A 17,691-nucleotide genomic window follows, 5' to 3' on the forward strand; every position below is an offset into this window, starting at 1 on the left:
CGCCGAAGAGGCCAGCGCCCAGGAAGCCCTGCTCGGGCGCCGACCGGTCGGAGCTGCTTCACCACACACCTCAGATCCGCGTGTACGTGACGTCGAAGTCGTGGATCCACCCCCCGTCTTCGACGAGGTAGCAGGAGCTGACGATCGTCTCGCCGTCCGCGGAGAGGGTTCCCTCGAACCGCTGATCGAAATCGTCAGGATCCCTGGCGTAGCGCCACCACTTCCAGACGCCGTCCCGGAAGCTCATGTGGAGTACGCGGGCCACCGCGCGCGAGTCGAAGTAGTGCGCGGTGAAGTCGCCCTCGGCGTCCTCCTTGGCGGCCATGATCAGGACGACGCCCTCGGGAAACATCGGGTTCTCGGCGATCGAGCGCTGGAGGATCACCTTCTCCTCACGGAGCCACTCCAGCGTCATCGTGCCCTCGACCTTCGCCTCGAGGTGCCGCGGCGCGTCGACGACTTGGTGCCAGCGACCGATCAGCGGCTCGAGGTCCTTGATGTCCGGCATGAGGCCGAGGCTACGGCGCACTTATGACATGGTCGAGACACCCCACCCAACCGACTCGCAACGGGATCACCTCGGCCGCTCCCCCACCTCGCCGGGCTGCCGTCGCCGTCTCCCTGCTGGACGGCGACGGCAGCCCTGGACGCAGCTACGTTGATCCAGTGCGCCGAGGCATGTTCAACCGCTGGCCGAGAGCGGCCGACGCCGTCCTCGCCGACGGGGCGGTCGACTCCGTGGTGCTGTGCGTCGGCGCCGTCCCGCTTTGGATCGTGCCGCTGCTCGCGGTCGCTGTTGGCGGAGCGCTGCCACCGACACCGCACACCGGGCCTGCCTCGAGCGTCACACCCGGGCCTGGGCGAGGTCGCGGCCGGCGGTGGCTCGGATGGTCCGGGGCCAGGTCCATGCGGCGCGCAGGATGAGGGCCAGGAGCAGCAGCTCGAGTCCGATGGAGAGGCCGTAGAAGTAGGAGTAGGTCCAGGACTCGCCGTCCGCGTTGTAGACCGAGACGGGGACGTAGAGCGTTGCCACGACGAGGTTGGTGGCGCGGTTGACCCGGGCGGGGAGTGTCGTGGAGAGCATGATCATGAGGATCGGGATGGCCACGAGCGTGAGTGCAAGGGCGACAAAGGTTGGGCCGGTGTCGAACTCGTGAACGACGCCACCCCGGATGTCGTCGATGAAGCCGGGCTTGTACAGGGCGAGGTAGTCGACGTAGATGTAGAGGAACATGAAGCTGGCCCAGGCCGCGGCGAGCTTCGCCTGGACCGGGATGTGCGCTTCCTGGAGCGCGCCGGTTGGTCTGTCGGTTCTGGTCATCACGTCTCCTGTGTGCTGGCGTCAGCCAGGTCGGCTCACTCGATGTCCTCAGCATGACCAGCGTCGACGGGCACCACCTCCGCTCGCGGGCTTGAGCTGTCCCGGCCCCGGGCACGGGACATCCGCCGTACTTTCGACTGATCCGCCCGAGCGGCGGCCCCCTTACGTTGTCCGGGAGAGGGGGGAAGCATGCTTGCTGGGATCTGGGCTGAGCCTCGCCCCGCACACCCGCCGACGCGGGTCTGGCGGGACTGGGCGCTGTCCTCGGCTCTTGTCGCGATCTCACTCGTCGAGATGCTGCTGCGCGACGACACGGCATGGGCGCCGCTGTTGGTCGGTGTCAGCGTCGTGGTCGCGGCGTGCCTGCTGTGGCGACGCACGCGGCCGCTGGCCGCGGTCACCGTTGCCTTCGGAGCCGTTCTCGCGTTCGACATCGCGAGGATCGCGGTCATTGACACCGCCGGTCTGCTGGGCACCGCAGGGCTGCTGGTGTTGCCCTACGCCCTGCTGCGCTGGGGGGCAGGTCGCGAGGCTGCCCTCGGACTCGGCATCATCCTCATCTGGCTACCCGTCACCCTCGTCGCGGACCCGACCTCACCCGCGGAGAAGGTCGCCGGTTACGGCTTCTTCCTGTTCTCGGCCGCGCTGGGCGCGGCGGTGCGCTACCGCACCAGGAGCCGCGACCGCGACATCGAGCAGGTGCGGCTTCACCAGCGCAACGAACTCGCCCGCGAGCTGCACGACACGGTGGGCCACCGCGTCCTGGCCATCGCCGTCCAGGCACAGGCGGGTCGCGCGCTGTCCGCCGCAGATCCGAAGCGCGCGCTGGCCACCCTGGTCACCATCGAGGAAGAGGCGTCCCGGACGCTCAAGGAGATGCGAGCCCTCGTGGGCGTGCTGCGCGACGGAACGGATGCCGATCTCGCGCCCCGGCGAGGGGTGGGGGACGTCGAACGACTCGCTCGTCCCGGCGGCGAGGTGCTGGGCGTCCGCGTGCAGGTCTCCGGTGACGTCGAGGCCGTTGAGCCAGCAGTCGGTACCGCCCTCTACCTGATCGCCGCCGAGGCGGTCACCAACGCGACCCGCCACGCCCGCGGCGCCACCGGTGTCACCGTCGACGTCACCTCCTCCCGCAGCCGGGTGCACCTGCGAGTGCGCGATGACGGCGTGACGAGTGCGACCAACTTCCCGCACGCCGGCTACGGGCTGCGCGGCATGGCCGAGCGGGCGAACCTGCTCGGCGGCACCCTCCGGGCAGGACCTGACCCGGACGGCGGCTGGAGCGTCGACGCCTCCCTGCCTCGGACGGCGCGCGCGTCATGACCATCCGCGTGCTGGTCGCCGACGACCAGGACATCGTCCGGGCAGGGCTCTGCATGATCCTGGGCGCCCAACCGGGCATCGCCGTCGTCGGCGAGGCCGCCGACGGCCGCCGGGCGATCGCCATGGCCCGTTCGCTACGTCCCGACGTCTGCCTGCTGGACATCCGCATGCCCGAGGTCGACGGGATCGAAGCCACCCGCCAGCTCGCCGGGGCCGACGTCACCGATCCTCTGGCCGTCGTCGTCATCACCACCTTCGACCTGGACGAGTACGTCTACGGCGCGCTGAAGGCAGGCGCCCGAGGCTTCCTCCTCAAGGACGCCGGCGCCGAGATGCTCACCCAGGCCGTCCATGCCGCCGCCCGCGGCGACGCCCTGATCGCACCGAACATCACCGCGAGGCTCCTGTCCTCCTTCGCGAACAGCCGCTCGCGCCCGGTGCCGCCTGAGCCTGTCGAGCCGCTGACCGCTCGCGAGGAACAGGTCCTGCTGGCTGCCGCTCGCGGGCGGACCAACAGCGAGATCGGCGATGAGCTGTCCATCAGCCTCAGCACCGTCAAGACCCACATCGCCGCCCTGATGCGCAAGCTCAACGCCCGCAACCGCGTCGAGATCGTCATGTGGGCCTACGAGACACGCCGCGTCCACATCTGATCGGTGCCGCACACCCGAATCGCGGGAGCAGGAGCGCCGGGGGGCCGAACAAGGCGAGTGACTCACCTCGGGCGGTTGGCTGGGCATGCCGGCGCACCGTCGGATGTCCGGTGGCTGCCCCCTCCTACACAGGTTGCGCCCTGCGGTGTCGCGGTCATGTGTACCGGTGCTCGGTGCCGCCGCCGCGGTCGGGGTGGGTGGTCTCCAGCCTCGTTGCAGGGCGGCGACGAGGTTGGTGAGCTACGGGACAGCCACCGGAAAGTTCTGGTGGAAGACGTTCTCGGGATCCACCGCTGCCTTTATCGTCCAAAGTCTGCCCAAGGTCGCCGCCTGCGGCCCGGACGCCTGGTCCACGAGGTAGTGCAGGGTGTGGCGGCCTGTTCGGCGACACCGTACGACGCGACGCGCTCCAACTGGGCGTCGTCGAGCCGGTACGACGCGGCCGCGGAGAGCGCCTCGGGACGGTCGCCGATCTCGGGGAACGAGGTTGCCATCGCCCCCGGCGTGACAGCGCAACGGCGACCGACGGCGCGCGTTGGCCCTCCGGGGCTACGTCGCCTCCCCGCACGGGCGGTACTCGGGCCGCCGCCCCACTCCTTGCGAATCCGCCAGATGCTCCGCCAGGCGTGGTCAGACCGGCGCGGCGGCCCTCAACGGCTGGCACTCCACGGCGTGGTGCCGGCGGTCAGCGTGGCAGGAGTCCGCGTCCTCGGCGAGACGGCGGCAGGAGCTGCCTGTCCGTCACACCTGACGGAAGTCGATGCCGAGCAGGCTGGCCGCGGCCCGGTAGTCGGCCGCCCGGTGCCCCAACGACAACGACCAGTGGTGACCGACGCCCGAGGCGCTCCAGTCGTCGACCCACTCGCCCGGGTCACGCCCGAAGTCGACGCGGCTGGTGGTGTTGCCGATCGCCAGGAGCGGCCCGTCGACGACGGTGCCCTCGCCGGCGATGAACGACAGCGAGCCGTCCCGGTCCTGGCCCAGGCCGAGCAGGGTCACCGGCCCGTGCCGTACGTCGAACTCGACGCTGACCCCCCAGCCACGCTTGCCGTGGTAGACGCCCAGCCCACGCAGCAACGGCTGCTTGGCGCTGACCGCGAGGTGGGCCGGCCCGTCGTGGCCCATCTCGACCACACCGTCGACGAAGTCGAGGGCCTGGATCTCGCAGAACGACCCGCCTGCGCCGACCACCTGGGTGGCGAGCTGGGCGACGGTGGTCCGCAGCTCGTACTCCCCCGTGACGGGTACGCCCCGAGCGGTCAGCAGGGACGCGCCGAGGATCATGCCGGCGCCCAGCCGCTCGTGCTGCTCGCCGCCCAGGCCGCGGTGGTAGTACGCGAGGCTGTCCAGGTCGAAGTCGTCCACCAGCCGGTCCAGGCCGACGGAGACCCGGGCGCCCCACGCGAAGTCGTCCTCGTCGACGGAGTCGTCCAGCACGAAGATCTTCCGGGCCAGTTCCATCCGCTCGGTCACCTCGGCGTCGGTCACCGCGTGAACCCGCTCCCGCAGGTCGTCGAACTCCAGCACCTCCACGTGTGATCCGAAGGTGGTCGGCAGCAGGGTGAGGTCGGTGGAGACGTCGAGCATGCCCGGGTAGAGGTGGCCCATCAGCCCGTGGCGGGCGTCGCGCAGGGCCGCGCGGACGTGCGCGGCGCGTACCCACTGCCCGATCCGCGTCCACGCCGACTCCTGCCGCAGCCAGCCGGTGACCGACCGGAAGGGGATGCCGGCCCGGCGGAACAGGTTGCCCACCTCGGGCAGCGGGCACTGCCCGCAGTACGCCAGCCAGGCGCCGGTGTCGAACGTCGCGTGGTCCATCCGCTCGGTGGGTTGCAGGTCGATGACGAGCACCGGGGTGTTGGCCCGCTGCGCGATCGGCAGCACCATCGACGAGGTCAGGTAGGTGGTCAGGAAGAGCACGATCAGGTCGCAGTCGGCCTGTCGCAGCTTCTCGGCCGCGACCACCCCCTCCTGGGCGTCCGAGACGAACCCGGCGTCGGTGACCTCGGCGTCCATCTCGACGAACCGGGACGTGACGTAGCGGGCCGACTCCCGCAGTTGCGGCAGCAGATTCGGAAACTGCGGCCAGTAGGTACCGAGACCACCGGCGACGAGCCCGATCCGGGTCCTGCGGCGCTGTCGCGGCGGGAGCAGGTCAGTGATCATGAGGGGCCTCCGTGAGGATCACGTGCAGGGTGCGCGGGCCGTGGACGCCCGCCACCCGGTCGAGTTCGATGTCGCTGGTGGCCGACGGTCCGCTGATCCAGGTGAGCGGCCGGTGGGGGTCGAGCCGGTCGAGCGCCCGGGGCACCGAGGAGACCACCTGTTCCGGGTGGACCACGCAGACGTGCAGGTCGGGCAGGAGGGAGATGAGCCGGCGGCCCTGGTCGGGTGTGGCGTCCAGCACGATCGTGCCGGTCTCGGCCACGGCGACCGCGACCGCCGTCACCACCCCGTCGGCCGCCGCCACCCGGTCGGTGGGCAGGCCGTCGTCGACCAGGGCCCGCACGCCCGACGGCAGCCAGTGCGGCGGCAGACCCGGCGGTACCACCACCTGCCCCGTTCCCAGGATCGCGGCGATCGCGGCGGCGACGTCGTTCGTCCGGTGGACCACCACGCCGTAGTCGGCGAGGCGCTCGACAAGCAGGTCGAGGTCGGGTTGTTCGGCACCGCGGCGGTAGTCGCGGGGCACCGTGGGCAGCGGGGCGTCCCCGGCGATCGCCGCGCGGATGCGGCCGAGAATCAGATCGCGGGAGTTCATCGCGCCGCCCACCAGTCGCGGAACGTCTGCGAGGGCGGATCCGGCAGGTCCCGGCTGGCCGTCCAGCCGGACAGCGGCGGGGGCAGGCCCCGACCCCGCCGGCCGACGATGCGGGCCAGCCTCGCGGCGCGCTGCGCGGCCGCGTACAGCACCGGCCGGTCCATCGTGTACGCCGCAGCGGCCATCGCGGCCCGCTCCGACCTCGGGTGCGGCGCGGTGTTGCGCAGGTGCACCAGGATCGCCGGAATGTCGATCTTCACCGGGCAGGCGTCGAAGCAGGCCCCGCAGAGCGACGAGGCGTACGGCAGCGAGGCGTTGTCCTCGACACCGGTGAGCTGCGGGGAGAGCACCGCCCCGATCGGGCCCGGATAGACCGACCCGTACGCGTGCCCGCCGGCCCGTTCGTACACCGGGCAGACGTTGAGGCAGGCGGAGCAGCGGATGCAGTGCAGCGCCGACCGACCGACCGGGTCGGCGAGCACCGCGCTGCGCCCGTTGTCCAGCAACACCAGGTGGAACGCCTGCGGCCCGTCGCCCGCAGTGACCCCGGTCCACATCGAGGTGTACGGGTTCATCCGCTCCCCGGTGGAGGCGCGGGGCAGCAGTTGCAGGAACACCTCCAGGTCCCGCCAGCGGGGCACCACCTTCTCGATGCCCATCACGGTGATCAGGGTCTCGGGCAGGGTGAGGCACATCCGCCCGTTCCCCTCGGACTCGACCACCGCGAGGGTGCCGGTCTCGGCGACCGCGAAGTTGGCGCCGGAGACCGCGACCGGGGTGCTCAGGAAGGTCTCGCGCAGGTACCGGCGGGCGGCGGCGGCGAGCGCCGGCGGGTCGTCGGTGAGCGCCGGGTCGACGCCGGGCATCTCGCGCAGGAAGATCTCCCGGATCTCGGCCCGGTTGCGGTGGATCGCCGGCACCAGGATGTGGCTGGGTCGGTCCCGCCCGAGCTGCACGATCAGCTCCGCGAGGTCGGTCTCCACCGGCTGGATGCCGGCCGCCGCCAGGGCCTCGTTGAGCCCGATCTCCTGGGTGGCCATCGACTTCACCTTGATCACCCGTTGCTGCCCGGTGGCCCGGACCAGCTCGGTGACGATCCGGTTCGCCTCGTTGGCGTCGGCGGCCCAGTGCACCGTCCCGCCCGCCGCGGTGACCCGCTCCTCCAGCCGTTCGAGCAGCTCCGGCAGGTGAGCCATGGTGTACGCCTTGAGCGCCGCCCCGACCGCGCGCAGCTCCTGCCAGTCCGGCAACTCGGCGGTGACCCGGTCGGTCTTGCCCCGGATCGTGGTGGTGGCGTGGCGCAGGTTGCGGCGCAGCTGCGGGTCGGCCAGGGCGGTGCGGGCGGCGTCCGGGAAGGACTCGTCGCCGCGCAGGTTGCCGACGCCGCGCGGGGCGCGGGCGGGCATGCCGAGGAAGGTCATGACGCCTCCGTGGACGCGAGGATCTCGGCCAGGTGCACGGTGCGTACCCCGGCCCGGAGGCGAGCCAGGCCTCCGCCGATGTGCATCAGGCAGGACGCGTCGCCGGCCGTGCAGACGTCCGCGCCGGTGGCGAGCACGTGCCGCATCTTGTCGGCGAGCATGGCCGTGGAGGTGTCGGCGTTCTTCACCGCGAACGTGCCGCCGAATCCGCAGCACTGCTCGGCGGCCGGCAGCTCGACCAGGTCGAGCCCGCGGACCCGGCGCAGCAGCCGCAGCGGCTTGTCGCCGACCCGCAGCACCCGCAGCGAGTGGCAGGTCGGGTGGTACGTGACCCGGTGCGGGTAGTAGGCGCCCACGTCCTCGACCTCCAGCACGTCCACCAGCAGCTCGGAGAGCTCGTACGTCCGCCCGGCGACCGACTCGGCGCGCGCCGCCAGCGACCGGTCGCCGGCCGCGGCGGCCACCATCGCGTGCTGGTGCCGCACCGACCCGACGCAGCTGCCCGACGGCGCGACCACCACGTCGTACGGGTCGAAGGTCCGCACGTGCCGGCGGACCAGCGGCAGCGCGTCCGCCTGGTAGCCCGTGTTGATGTGCATCTGCCCGCAGCAGGTCTGCCCGGTCGGAAAGACCACCTCGTGGCCGAGCCGCTCGAGCAGCCGCACGGTGGCCTTCGCCGCGGCCGGGAACATCGTGTCGGCCAGGCAGGTCACGAAGAGCGCGATCCGCATCTCACCTCCTCCACCCGCCGGGCGGCGGCCGCCCAGCCGACCTCTGCGCGGCGCGGTTCGTAGCGCACGATCTGCTGAGTCTCGCGCAGCACCGACCGCAGCGCCGGCAGGCCCCCGTGCAGCACCCCGGCCGCCCGGGCCTGCACCAGGACGTTGCCCAGGGCCGTCGCCTCGACCGGGCCGGCCAGCACCGGCAGCCCGCAGGCGTCCGCGGTGAGCTGGCAGAGCAGGGCGTTGCGGGCGCCGCCGCCGACGATGTGCACGACGTCGACGTCGCGGCCGGCGAGCTGCTGCGCCTGGCGTACCGCGCGGCGGTGGGCGAGCGCCAGGCTGTCCAGGATGCACCGGGTCACCGGACCCGGTCCGGCGTCGGCGGGCAGCCCGGCGGCCCGGACCAGCCGGCCGGTCATGTCACCGGGGGGCAGGAAGATCGGGTCGTCGAGGTCCACGAGCGCGCCGAACGGCGGTTGCGCCGCCGCCGCCCGCAGCAGCGCCGTGATGTCCGGCGAACCCCATTCGCGCATGCACTCCTGCAACGGCCAGAGGCCGGTGACGTTGCGCAGGTAGCGGATGGAGCCGTCGACGCCGCCCTCGTTGGTGAAGTCGGCGGCCCGCGATTCCTCGGTGAGCACCGGATCGGCCAGCTCGAGCCCGACCAGTGACCAGGTGCCGCAGGAAATGTAGGCGAACCGCTCGTCCGCCGCGGGCACCCCGACGACCGCGGAGGCCGTGTCGTGCGACCCCACGGCGACCACCGGAACGCCCTCGTACCGGCCGATCAACGAGCCGGGCCGGCGCAGCGGCGGGAAGAGGGACGACCGGAGCCCGAGGTCGTCGATCAGCGGCCCGGACCAGTCGCGGGTCCGCACGTCCAGCAGACCGGTCGTCGAGGCGTTGGTGTACTCCGCGCCGACCTCGCCGGTGAGCCAGTAGGCGATCAGGTCGGGGATCAGCAGCATCCGCCGCGCCGCCTCGTACTGCGGGGTGCCGCGCGCCGCGACTAGTTGGCAGGCGGTGTCGAAGGGCAGCTTCTGCAGGCCGGTGACCTGGTACCGACGGTGGTCACCGATCGTCGCCGCGATCCGCTGCGGCACCCCGGCGGTGCGGTCGTCGCGGTAGTGCACCGGGTTGCCGAGCAGCGCGCCCGACGCGTCCAGCAGGCCGTGGTCGACGGCCCACGAGTCGACGCCGATCCCGTCGAGGGGGCCGGCCGCCCGCAGGCCGTCGAGGACCTCCCGGTACAGCGCCAGGATGTCCCAGTAGAGGGTGCCGCCGGCGCGGACCGGTTGGTTCGGGAACCGGTGCGCGGCGGTGAGCCGCACCGTCGACGGTCCGACCCGGCCGACCATCACCCGACCGCTGGACGCGCCGAGGTCCACCGCGGCGAAGGACCTCATCGCAGGAACGCCGCCGCCACCCCGGCGTCCACCGGAATGTGCAGGCCCGTCGTGTGCGTCAGGTCGCCGCCCGTCAACGCGAAGACCGCGTTGGCCACGTGCTCGGGCAGCACCTCCCGCTTGAGCAGGGTGCGCTGGGCGTAGAACTCGCCGAGCCGCTCCTCCGGCACGCCGTACACCTCGGCGCGGCGGGCACCCCAACCGCCGGCGAAGATGCCGGAGCCACGTACCACCCCGTCGGGGTTGACGCCGTTGACCCGGACGCCGTGACCGCCCAGTTCGGCGGCGAGCAGCCGTACCTGGTGGGCCTGGTCGGCCTTGGCCGCCCCGTACGCCAGGTTGTTCGGGCCGGCGAAGACCGCGTTCTTGCTTACCACGTAGACCAGGTCGCCGCCCATGCCCTGGTCGATCAGCACCCGGGCGGCCTCCCGGGCGACCAGGAAGGAGCCCCGGGCCATCACGTCGTGCTGCCGGTCCCAGTCCTCCTCGGTGGTCTCCAGCAGCGGTTTCGAGACGGACAGCCCGGCGTTGTTCACCACCAGGTCGACCCCGCCGAAGGCCAGCACCGCCGCCCGTAGCGCGGCCCGCACGGCCGCCGCGTCGGTCACGTCCACCTCCACCGCCACGGCGACGTCGCCCGTACCCAACTCGGCGGCGACCGTCGCGGCCGCCGCGGCGTCCCGGTCGGCGACCACCACGCAGGCGCCCTCGGCGGCCAACCGGTGCGCCACCGCCCGGCCGATGCCGGAGCCACCACCGGTGACGAACGCGACCCGGGTGGCCAACGGTCGAGGTGCGGGCATCCGGCGCAGCTTCGCCTCCTCCAGCGCCCAGTACTCGATGCGGAACTTCTCGGCCTCGTCGATCGGGGCGTAGCGGGAGACCGCCTCGGCGCCGCGCATCACGTTGATGGCGTTGACGTAGAACTCGCCGGCCACCCGGGCGGTCTGGCTGGTCGCGCCGAAGCTCACCATGCCCACCCCCGGCAGCAGGACGATCGCCGGGTCGGCGCCGCGCATCGGCGGGCTGTCGGCGTCGGCGTGCCGCTCGTAGTAGGCCCGGTAGTCGTCCCGGTAGGCGGCGTGCAGTTCCCGCAGCCGGCTCACCGTCTCGTCCAGCGGGGCGTCCGGCGGCAGGTCGAGCACCATCGGGCGGACCTTGGTGCGCAGGAAGTGGTCCGGGCAGGAGGTGCCCAGGGCGGCCAGCTCCGGCATCCGGGCCCGGCCGACGAAGTCGAGCACCACGTCGGTGTCGGTGAAGTGCCCGACCTGACGCCGGTCGGTGGAGGCGAGGCCGCGCAGCACCGGCAGCAGGGCGGCCGCCCGTTCCCGGCGGGCCGCTTCCGGCAGTGGGGGGTGCACCAGCGGCCCGAAGGGCTCCGGCCGGCCGTGCCGGACCAGGTACGCCGTCGCGGTGGCGATGATCTCCCGGGAGCGCGCCTCGCACTCGGCGCTGTCCGCCCCCCAGGCCGTGATGCCGTGGCCCCCCAGGATCACCCCGATCGCCCGGGGGTGGGCCCGGGCCACCGCCGCGATGTCCAGTCCGAGCTGGAAGCCGGGGCGGCGCCACGGCACCCACACCACCCGGTCACCGAAGATCTCCTTGGTCAGCGCCTCCCCGTCGGCGGCGGTGGCGAGGGCGATCCCGGCGTCCGGGTGCAGGTGGTCGACGTGCGGGGCGTCGACCAGGCCGTGCATGGCGGTGTCGATGGACGGTGCGGCCCCGCCCCGGCCGAAGAGGCAGTGGTCGAACGCCGCGACCATCTCGTCCTCCCGCGCCACCCCCGGGTAGTTGTCGGCCAACGCCCGCAGCCGGTCGAGCCGCAGCACGGCCAGTCCGTCGGCGGTCAGGGTGCCGAGGTCGCCGCCGGAGCCCTTGACCCAGAGCAGGTCGGTCGGCTCGCCGGTCACCGGGTCGGTTCCGGTGCCCTTTGCGGACGTGTTACCCCCGGCGAAGTTGGTGACCTGCGGATCCGCGCCGAGCCGGTGCGATCGGGCGATGAGGTCGACGGTGGGGTGGGTGTCGGGCATGACGGCGATCTCCTGTGGTCGGGTCAACGGATTTCAGGCACCCCAGCCGGCCTGGGTGCCGCCGGTCCGGCCGGCGGCGACCTCGGCGGCGTACCCGGAGGCGGCGAAGGCGGCGATCGGGTCGCGGGGCAGGCCGCGGGCCTCCCGGCGGTCGGCGAGGGTGGCCCGCACGTCGGTGTCGTACGCGTCCATCAGCACGGCGTTCGCGCCCAGCACGTCACCGCGCTGTCGGGCCTCGGCCAGCGCGTCGGCGTCGACGAGCAGCGCCTTGGCCAGCGCCTGCTCGACGTTGAGCACCGAGCGGATCTGGCCGGGGATCTTCTCCTCGATGTTGTGGCACTGGTCGAGCATGAAGTTGACCCCCGAGTCGGGCCGGTGCGCCCGGACCGCGACGATCTCCACCAGGATCCGGAACAGCTGGAACGGGTCGGCGGCGCCCACGATGAGGTCGTCGTCGGCGTAGAAGCGGGAGTTGAGGTCGAAGGCGCCGAGCCGGCCGCGGCGCAGCAGCTGCATGACGATGAACTCGATGTTCGTGCCCGGGGCGTGGTGGCCGGTGTCCAGCACCACCTGGGCCCGCTCGCCCAGGTCGAGGCAGTGCAGCAGGGCGGTGCCCCAGTCCGGCACGTCCATGCTGTAGAAGGACGGTTCGAAGAACTTGTACTCCAGCAGCAGCCGCTGCGTGTCGTCCATCGCGGCGTAGACCCGGCGCAGGGAGTCGGCCAGCCGGTCCTGCCGGGCGCGCAGCGAGTCCTGGCCCGGGTAGTTGGTCCCGTCGGGCAGCCAGATCTTCAGGTCGGTCGAGCCGGTGGCGCGCATGACGTCGAGGCAGTGCAGGTGGTGGGCCACGGCCTTGTCCCGGACCCGGGCGTCGGGGTGGGCCAGCGAGCCGAGCCGGTAGTCGTCGTCCTGGAACAGGTTGGAGTTGACCGCGCCGATGCGCAGGCCCAGGTCCTGGGCGTACGCGCCGAGCTTGGCCGGATCCGCCACCTCGTCCCAGGGCAGGTGCAGGGAGACCCGGGGGGCCAGGCCGGTGAACCGGTGCACCTGGGCGGCGTCGGCGAGCTTCTCGTACGGGTCGCGCGGCACGCCGGGGGTGGTGAAGACCTTGAACCGGGTGCCCGAGTTGCCGTACGCCCAGCTGGGCACCTCGATGGAGAAGTCGGCGAGGTCGTCGAGGGCGCCGGTGGAAAGGCTCATGATCTTTTCCTCTGTCGCAGGGGGTGGGCGTCCGTCGGCGGTCCGGGGGCGTCCCGGACCGCCGACGGGTTCACTCAGCGGATGGACCAGCGCTGTTCGGCGGTGTTCCAGCTGGTCGGCACCAGGGCGACCTGGTTGACGTCGACGCGGTCGAGGTACTGGTCGGCAGTGAGGTGCAGCTGGCGGTCGTACCGCTTGTTGACCAGCGTGTACCAGCCGCCACCGGCGTCACGCAGCTGCCAGAGCTGGTCGTCGGCGCCGGTGGCCGGGCCCTCGGCGACCCGGTTGACGTCCGTGCGGCCCTGATACGGGTCCCCGGTGCCGGTGAGGACGCGGCCGGTGGCGTTGACCAGCCGCAGGTAACCGCCGCCGGCGTCCTGCACCGTCCAGTTCTGGGCGGAGTTCGGGCTGGTCGCCGGCGTGCCGGCCACCGCAGTGACACCGGGAAGGCCCAGGTAGCTCTCCCCGGTGTCCTGCAGCAGACGACGGTGGGACTGGTTGACCAGCGTCCGGCTCCCGCTCACCGGCGCGGCGGCCACCCCGATCTCGGCGAACTGCATCCGGTAGCGACCACCGTCGTTCGGGTTGGCCCGCAGGCTGGTGCCCGTGACGCGGACGTACCGGGCGGTCGCCTGGGTGAAGGTGAGTGCCGTACCCTCCGCACCCGGCCGGGGAAGGCCGGCCCGGGACACCCGGGTCGTCCAGGTCACCCTGTCGGTGGAGGTCTGCACGGTGAGGTCCACGGGGAAGCCGTAGCCGGTGTTCACGCCGTCCGTGCGGGGACTGAGCACCACCTCACTGACCCCGGCCGGGGCGCCCAGGTCCACGGTCACCGACTCGGCATGGTTGGTGAAGAGCGAGGACTCGCTGGACCAGCCCTGTGGGCCGGTCCGGCCGTCGACCGCCCGGGCGAGACCCCAGGTGCCGTCCTCCACGGAGCTGGTCGCGCTTACCGCGCGTCCGGTGGCGAGGGTCGCCGTGGTCAGGTCGAGCACCGTGTCGACGCTGCTCCAGGCGGCCCCGGCCGGCAGGGTCAGGTGTACGCCGGCGGCGTCCTGGGTGAGCGCCACCGGGCGCCCGTCGACCAGCAGCGCGGCGTTCGCGAACCGCCTGCCGTCCGCCGGCGCCGGCAGGTTCAGCGTCGCGCCGGTGGGCGGCTTGAGCACGTGCACGTAGGTGTGGGTGGCGTCCGGCGACCGGGTGGCCACCCCCCAGGACAGGCTGTCGATGGTCGCCTGGTCGGCGGTCGGCCACGACTCGCTCGGGAACGTGTTCTTCACCGAACGCGTGACCGGGGCCAGGTAGGCGTTCACCTGACGCAACATGGGTGCCACGCCCGTCTCCCAGCCACCACCGGCGTACGGGCCGGCGGCCCACTTCACGCCGCCGCCGACCGTGTTCGTGCCGGCCTGCAACACCGTGTACCGGAAGACGGCCTCGGCGGGTAGCCGCACTGCGGGGTTCCCCGACTTCTGCTTGGCCCACCACCCGCCGCCGACCACCTCGGAGACGACCTGCGTCGCGTACGCCGGCCAGGTGTCGCCCTCGGCGGGGACGAATGCGGGGTTCTCCTTGTCGCCGAGCTGCGTGGTCACCACGTTGCCGTAGTAGTTCTGCATCGTGACGAGGTTGCCGCCGTGCGAGCGCACGGTCCGCTCCAACCGCCGGTAATCCGTCACGTTCGGCCGGGCGGCGTCGAAGTAGAGGCCGCTGATCCGGGTGGCGTAGCGGTCGAGCATCTCGGCGTAGATGTCGTTGACGAAGTTGTTCCACCGGGCCTTGTCGAACGTGGCCGGGTTCGGGGTGCCGCCGAACGCACCGCCCCCACCGTCACCCCAGCCGGTGGCGATCATGTCGTCGTTGCTCATGTCGTGGCCGTCGTTGGGATGGGTGTAGAAGAGCACCGGGATGCCCTTGGCCCGCACCGCGTCGATCATGTCGCCGAGCACGTCCCGGTTGGACGACTTGCCGGGCCCACGCCACTGGGCCATCTTGGCGCTCGGGTAGAGCGGGATCATGGCCTTGTGCCAGGCGGTGAACATGACGTACTCGACCCCGAACGAGGCCACGTCGTTGGCGAAACCGGCAGCGTCGAAGCTGTCGGCGAGCTGGTTGACGTCGTTGACCACCACGCCGGAGCTGTCCACGGTCAGGCCGGGCACGTAGTGCACGAACAGGCCGTACCTACTGGTGAAGAAGGTGTTGGTCTCGGCGTGCACGGGGGCCGCGACGGCGGGCGGGGGCGGCACGACGACCAGCGCCGCGGCGGCGGCGGCGAGGGTCAGCGTCGTGAGGGTGGACCACAGTCTGCGCATCAGCGCACTCCCTGGGGACGGAGACGGGAACGGGAACCGGCGCGGGCCCTGGTCGGCGGTCCGGGGGCGTCCCGGACCGCCGACGGGTGCACTCAGCGGATGGACCAGCGCTGTTCGGGGGTGTCCCAGCTGGTGGGGACCATGACGACCTGGTTGACGTCGACCCGGGTCAGGTACTGGTCGGCGGTCAGGTGCAGCTGCCGGTCGTAACGCTTGTTGACCAGCGTGTACCAGCCGCCACCGGCGTCCCGCAGCTGCCAGAGCTGATCGTCGCCGCCGCCGGCCGGCCCCTCGGCGACCTGACTGACGTCCGTTCGGCCCTGGTACGGATCCGCGGTACCGGTGAGGACGCGGCCGGTGGAGTTGACCAGCCGCAGGTAGCCGCCGCCGGCGTCCTGCACCGTCCAGTCGTCCTCGGTGTTCGGGCTGCTGGCCGGGGTGCCGGCGACGGTGGTGGTGCCGGTACGGCCGGGGTAGGGGTCACCGGTGCCCTGCAACAGCCGCCGGTGCGACTGGTTGAGCAGCGTCCGGACCCCGGTCACCGGGGTGTCGGCCACCCCGATCTCGGCGAACTGCATCCGGTACCGGTTGTAGTCGGCCGGGTTGGCCCGCAGGTTGGTGCCGGTGACGCGGACGTACCGGGCGGTCGTCGGGGTGAAGGTGAACGGCTGCCCCGAGGCGTCGGGCCGGGCGTACCCGGTGCGGGACACCCGGGTGGTCCAGGTGGCGCCGTCGGTGGAGGTCTGCACGGTGAAGTCGACGGGAAAGCCGTAGCCGGTGTTCGCGCCGTCGGAGCGCGGGCTGAGCACCACCTCGCCCACCCGGGTGGCGGCACCGAGGTCGACGGTCACCGACTCGGTGTGGTTGACGAACTCCGAGGACGCGCTGGACCAGCCGAACGAGCCGGGCACCGAGGCGGTCCGGCCGTCGACCACCTTGCCGCGCCCCCAGCTGGCGTCCTCCGCCGAGCTGGACGCGGTCACGATACGTCCGGTGGCGAGGGTCGCGGAGGTCAGGTCGAGCACCGTGTCGACGCTGCTCCAGACGGCCCCGGCGGGCAGGGTGAGGTGCACGCCGGCGGTGTCCTGGGTGAGCGTCACCGCCCGCCCGTCGGCGAGCAGCGCCGCGTTGGCGAACCGCCGGCCGTCCGCCGGCACCGGCAGGTTGAGCGTGCTGCCGGTCGGCGGCTTGAGCACGTGGACGTAGGTGTGGGTGGCGTCCGGCGAACGGGTCGCCACCCCCCAGGCCAGGCTGTTGATCGTCGCCCGGTCGGCCGTCGGCCACGACTCACTGGGGAAGGTGTTCTTCACCGACCGGGCCACCGGGGCGAGGTAGGAGTTCACCTTGCGCATCGTGCTGGCCACGCCGTTCTCCCAACCCCCGCCGGCGTACGGGCCGGCGGCCCACTTGACACCGCCGCCGACCGTGTTCGTCCCGGCCTGCAGCACGGTGTACCGGAAGAGCGACTCTGCGGAGAACCGCGCCCCGGGCGTGGTCGACGCCGTTCCCAGCTTGGCCCACCACTGGCCGCCCATCACGGAGGAGACGACCTCGGTGCGGTACGCCGGCCAGGTGTTGCCGTCGGTGGAGGCGAACTCGCCGCCGCCGCCGTACTCCTTGTCGGCGACCTGCGAGGTCATCACGTTGCCGTAGTAGTTCTGCATCGTGACGAGGTTGCCGCCGTGCGAGCGCACGGTGCTCTCCAGCCGGCGGTAGTCCACCACGTTGGTGTCAGGATGGTCGAAGTAGAGGCCGCTGATCCGGGTGGCGTAGCGGTCGAGCATCTCGGCGTAGATGTCGTTGACGAAGTTGTTCCACTTGGTCCTGTCGAAGGTGGCGGGGTTGGGGTTGGGCCGGTAGGCCGCCCCGCCGTCGCCCCAGCCGGTGGCGATCATGTCGGCGTTGTCCATGTCGTGGCCGTCGCGCGGGTGGGTGTAGAAGAGCACCGGGATGCCCTTGGCCCGCACGGCGTCGATCATGTCACCGAGCACGTCCCGGTTGGACGACTTGCCGGGCCCGCGCCACTGGGCCATCTTGGCGCTGGGGTAGAGCGGGATCATGTTCTTGTGCCAGGCGGTGAACATGACGTACTCGACGCCGAACGAGGCCACGTCGTTGGCGAAACCGGCAGCGTCGAAGCTGTCGGCGAGCTGGTTGACGTCGTTGACCACCACGCCGGAGCTGTTCACGGTCAGGCCGGGGACGTAGTGCACGAACAGGCCGTACCTGCTGGTGAAGAAGGTGTTGGTCTCGGTGTGCACGGGGGCGGCGACGGCGGGTGGGGGCGGCACGACGACCAGCGCCGCGGCGGCGGCGAGGGTCAGCGTGGCGAGGGTGGACCACAGTCTGCGCATGAGTGCGCTCCTTCGGGGGCGGAGATGGGACGGAACTCCGGGCCGAGCAGGGATGAAACGTTTCATTGACGTGGCGGGCATCCTCCGGACTGGCTGGAACACGGATTGCCGCAAGGGTCGAGACATCGGATCTGTCCGAGGATGTGGCGGCGAAGCTCAGCCTGCGGCGCGGCTTCGCTGTTGTC

13 protein-coding genes are annotated in these 17,691 nt (G+C 72.0%); 2 read left to right on the top strand and 11 right to left on the bottom strand.

Annotation, left to right across the window (positions count from 1 at the left end):
* Nucleotides 1–70: 70 nt before the first annotated feature.
* Nucleotides 71–508, bottom strand: a complete 438-nt coding sequence (locus GA0070564_RS17040) for a hypothetical protein (protein WP_141714794.1) — start codon at nucleotides 506–508, stop codon at nucleotides 71–73.
* A 336-nt stretch (nucleotides 509–844) separates the two neighbouring features.
* Nucleotides 845–1,321, bottom strand: coding sequence for a DUF6326 family protein (locus GA0070564_RS17045; RefSeq protein ID WP_091609702.1), 477 nt, complete (start codon nucleotides 1,319–1,321; stop codon nucleotides 845–847).
* Between the two features lie 294 nt (nucleotides 1,322–1,615).
* Here GA0070564_RS17045 and GA0070564_RS17050 point away from each other — a divergent pair, with 294 nt between their 5' ends.
* Both GA0070564_RS17050 and GA0070564_RS17055 read left to right on the top strand, forming a co-directional pair.
* Complete coding sequence (locus tag GA0070564_RS17050) at nucleotides 1,616–2,644, top strand: sensor histidine kinase (protein ID WP_245670074.1); 1,029 nt, start codon at nucleotides 1,616–1,618, stop codon at nucleotides 2,642–2,644.
* Nucleotides 2,641–3,297, top strand: coding sequence for a response regulator (locus GA0070564_RS17055; RefSeq protein ID WP_091609611.1), 657 nt, complete (start codon nucleotides 2,641–2,643; stop codon nucleotides 3,295–3,297). The genes GA0070564_RS17050 and GA0070564_RS17055 overlap by 4 nt, the downstream gene beginning before the upstream one ends.
* A gap of 741 nt (nucleotides 3,298–4,038) precedes the next feature.
* On the opposite strand, the gene GA0070564_RS17060 is transcribed toward GA0070564_RS17055, so the two are convergent.
* The 9 genes from GA0070564_RS17060 to GA0070564_RS17100 all read right to left on the bottom strand — a co-directional run bounded on the left by GA0070564_RS17060 (nucleotide 4,039) and on the right by GA0070564_RS17100 (nucleotide 17,506).
* Nucleotides 4,039–5,463, bottom strand: coding sequence for an L-fucose/L-arabinose isomerase family protein (locus GA0070564_RS17060; protein WP_091609612.1), 1,425 nt, complete (start codon nucleotides 5,461–5,463; stop codon nucleotides 4,039–4,041).
* Nucleotides 5,453–6,058: a LutC/YkgG family protein gene (locus GA0070564_RS17065; RefSeq protein ID WP_091609703.1), complete on the bottom strand. Its 606-nt coding sequence runs from the start codon at nucleotides 6,056–6,058 to the stop codon at nucleotides 5,453–5,455. Before GA0070564_RS17065 ends, GA0070564_RS17060 begins: the two co-directional genes overlap by 11 nt.
* Nucleotides 6,055–7,479 carry a lactate utilization protein B gene (locus tag GA0070564_RS17070; RefSeq protein ID WP_091609613.1) on the bottom strand — a complete coding sequence of 475 codons (1,425 nt, stop codon included), beginning with the start codon at nucleotides 7,477–7,479 and terminating at the stop codon, nucleotides 6,055–6,057. Before GA0070564_RS17070 ends, GA0070564_RS17065 begins: the two co-directional genes overlap by 4 nt.
* Nucleotides 7,476–8,210, bottom strand: a complete 735-nt coding sequence (locus GA0070564_RS17075) for a (Fe-S)-binding protein (protein ID WP_091609614.1) — start codon at nucleotides 8,208–8,210, stop codon at nucleotides 7,476–7,478. The genes GA0070564_RS17070 and GA0070564_RS17075 overlap by 4 nt, the downstream gene beginning before the upstream one ends.
* Complete coding sequence (locus GA0070564_RS17080) at nucleotides 8,189–9,607, bottom strand: rhamnulokinase (RefSeq protein WP_091609615.1); 1,419 nt, start codon at nucleotides 9,605–9,607, stop codon at nucleotides 8,189–8,191. Before GA0070564_RS17080 ends, GA0070564_RS17075 begins: the two co-directional genes overlap by 22 nt.
* Nucleotides 9,604–11,664 (bottom strand): bifunctional aldolase/short-chain dehydrogenase, encoded by a 2,061-nt coding sequence (locus GA0070564_RS17085; protein WP_245670075.1) that lies wholly within the window; start codon nucleotides 11,662–11,664, stop codon nucleotides 9,604–9,606. Before GA0070564_RS17085 ends, GA0070564_RS17080 begins: the two co-directional genes overlap by 4 nt.
* Before the next feature lie 6 nt (nucleotides 11,665–11,670).
* Nucleotides 11,671–12,837: an L-rhamnose isomerase gene (rhaI, locus tag GA0070564_RS17090; RefSeq protein ID WP_091609617.1), complete on the bottom strand. Its 1,167-nt coding sequence runs from the start codon at nucleotides 12,835–12,837 to the stop codon at nucleotides 11,671–11,673.
* 74 nt (nucleotides 12,838–12,911) lie between these two features.
* Nucleotides 12,912–15,152 (bottom strand): discoidin domain-containing protein, encoded by a 2,241-nt coding sequence (locus GA0070564_RS17095; protein ID WP_091609618.1) that lies wholly within the window; start codon nucleotides 15,150–15,152, stop codon nucleotides 12,912–12,914.
* A gap of 92 nt (nucleotides 15,153–15,244) precedes the next feature.
* Nucleotides 15,245–17,506 (bottom strand): discoidin domain-containing protein, encoded by a 2,262-nt coding sequence (locus tag GA0070564_RS17100; RefSeq protein ID WP_176730700.1) that lies wholly within the window; start codon nucleotides 17,504–17,506, stop codon nucleotides 15,245–15,247.
* Nucleotides 17,507–17,691: the final 185 nt, after the last annotated feature.

Origin of the sequence: Micromonospora mirobrigensis, assembly GCF_900091555.1 — a bacterium.
GTDB classification, from domain to species: domain Bacteria; phylum Actinomycetota; class Actinomycetes; order Mycobacteriales; family Micromonosporaceae; genus Micromonospora; species Micromonospora mirobrigensis.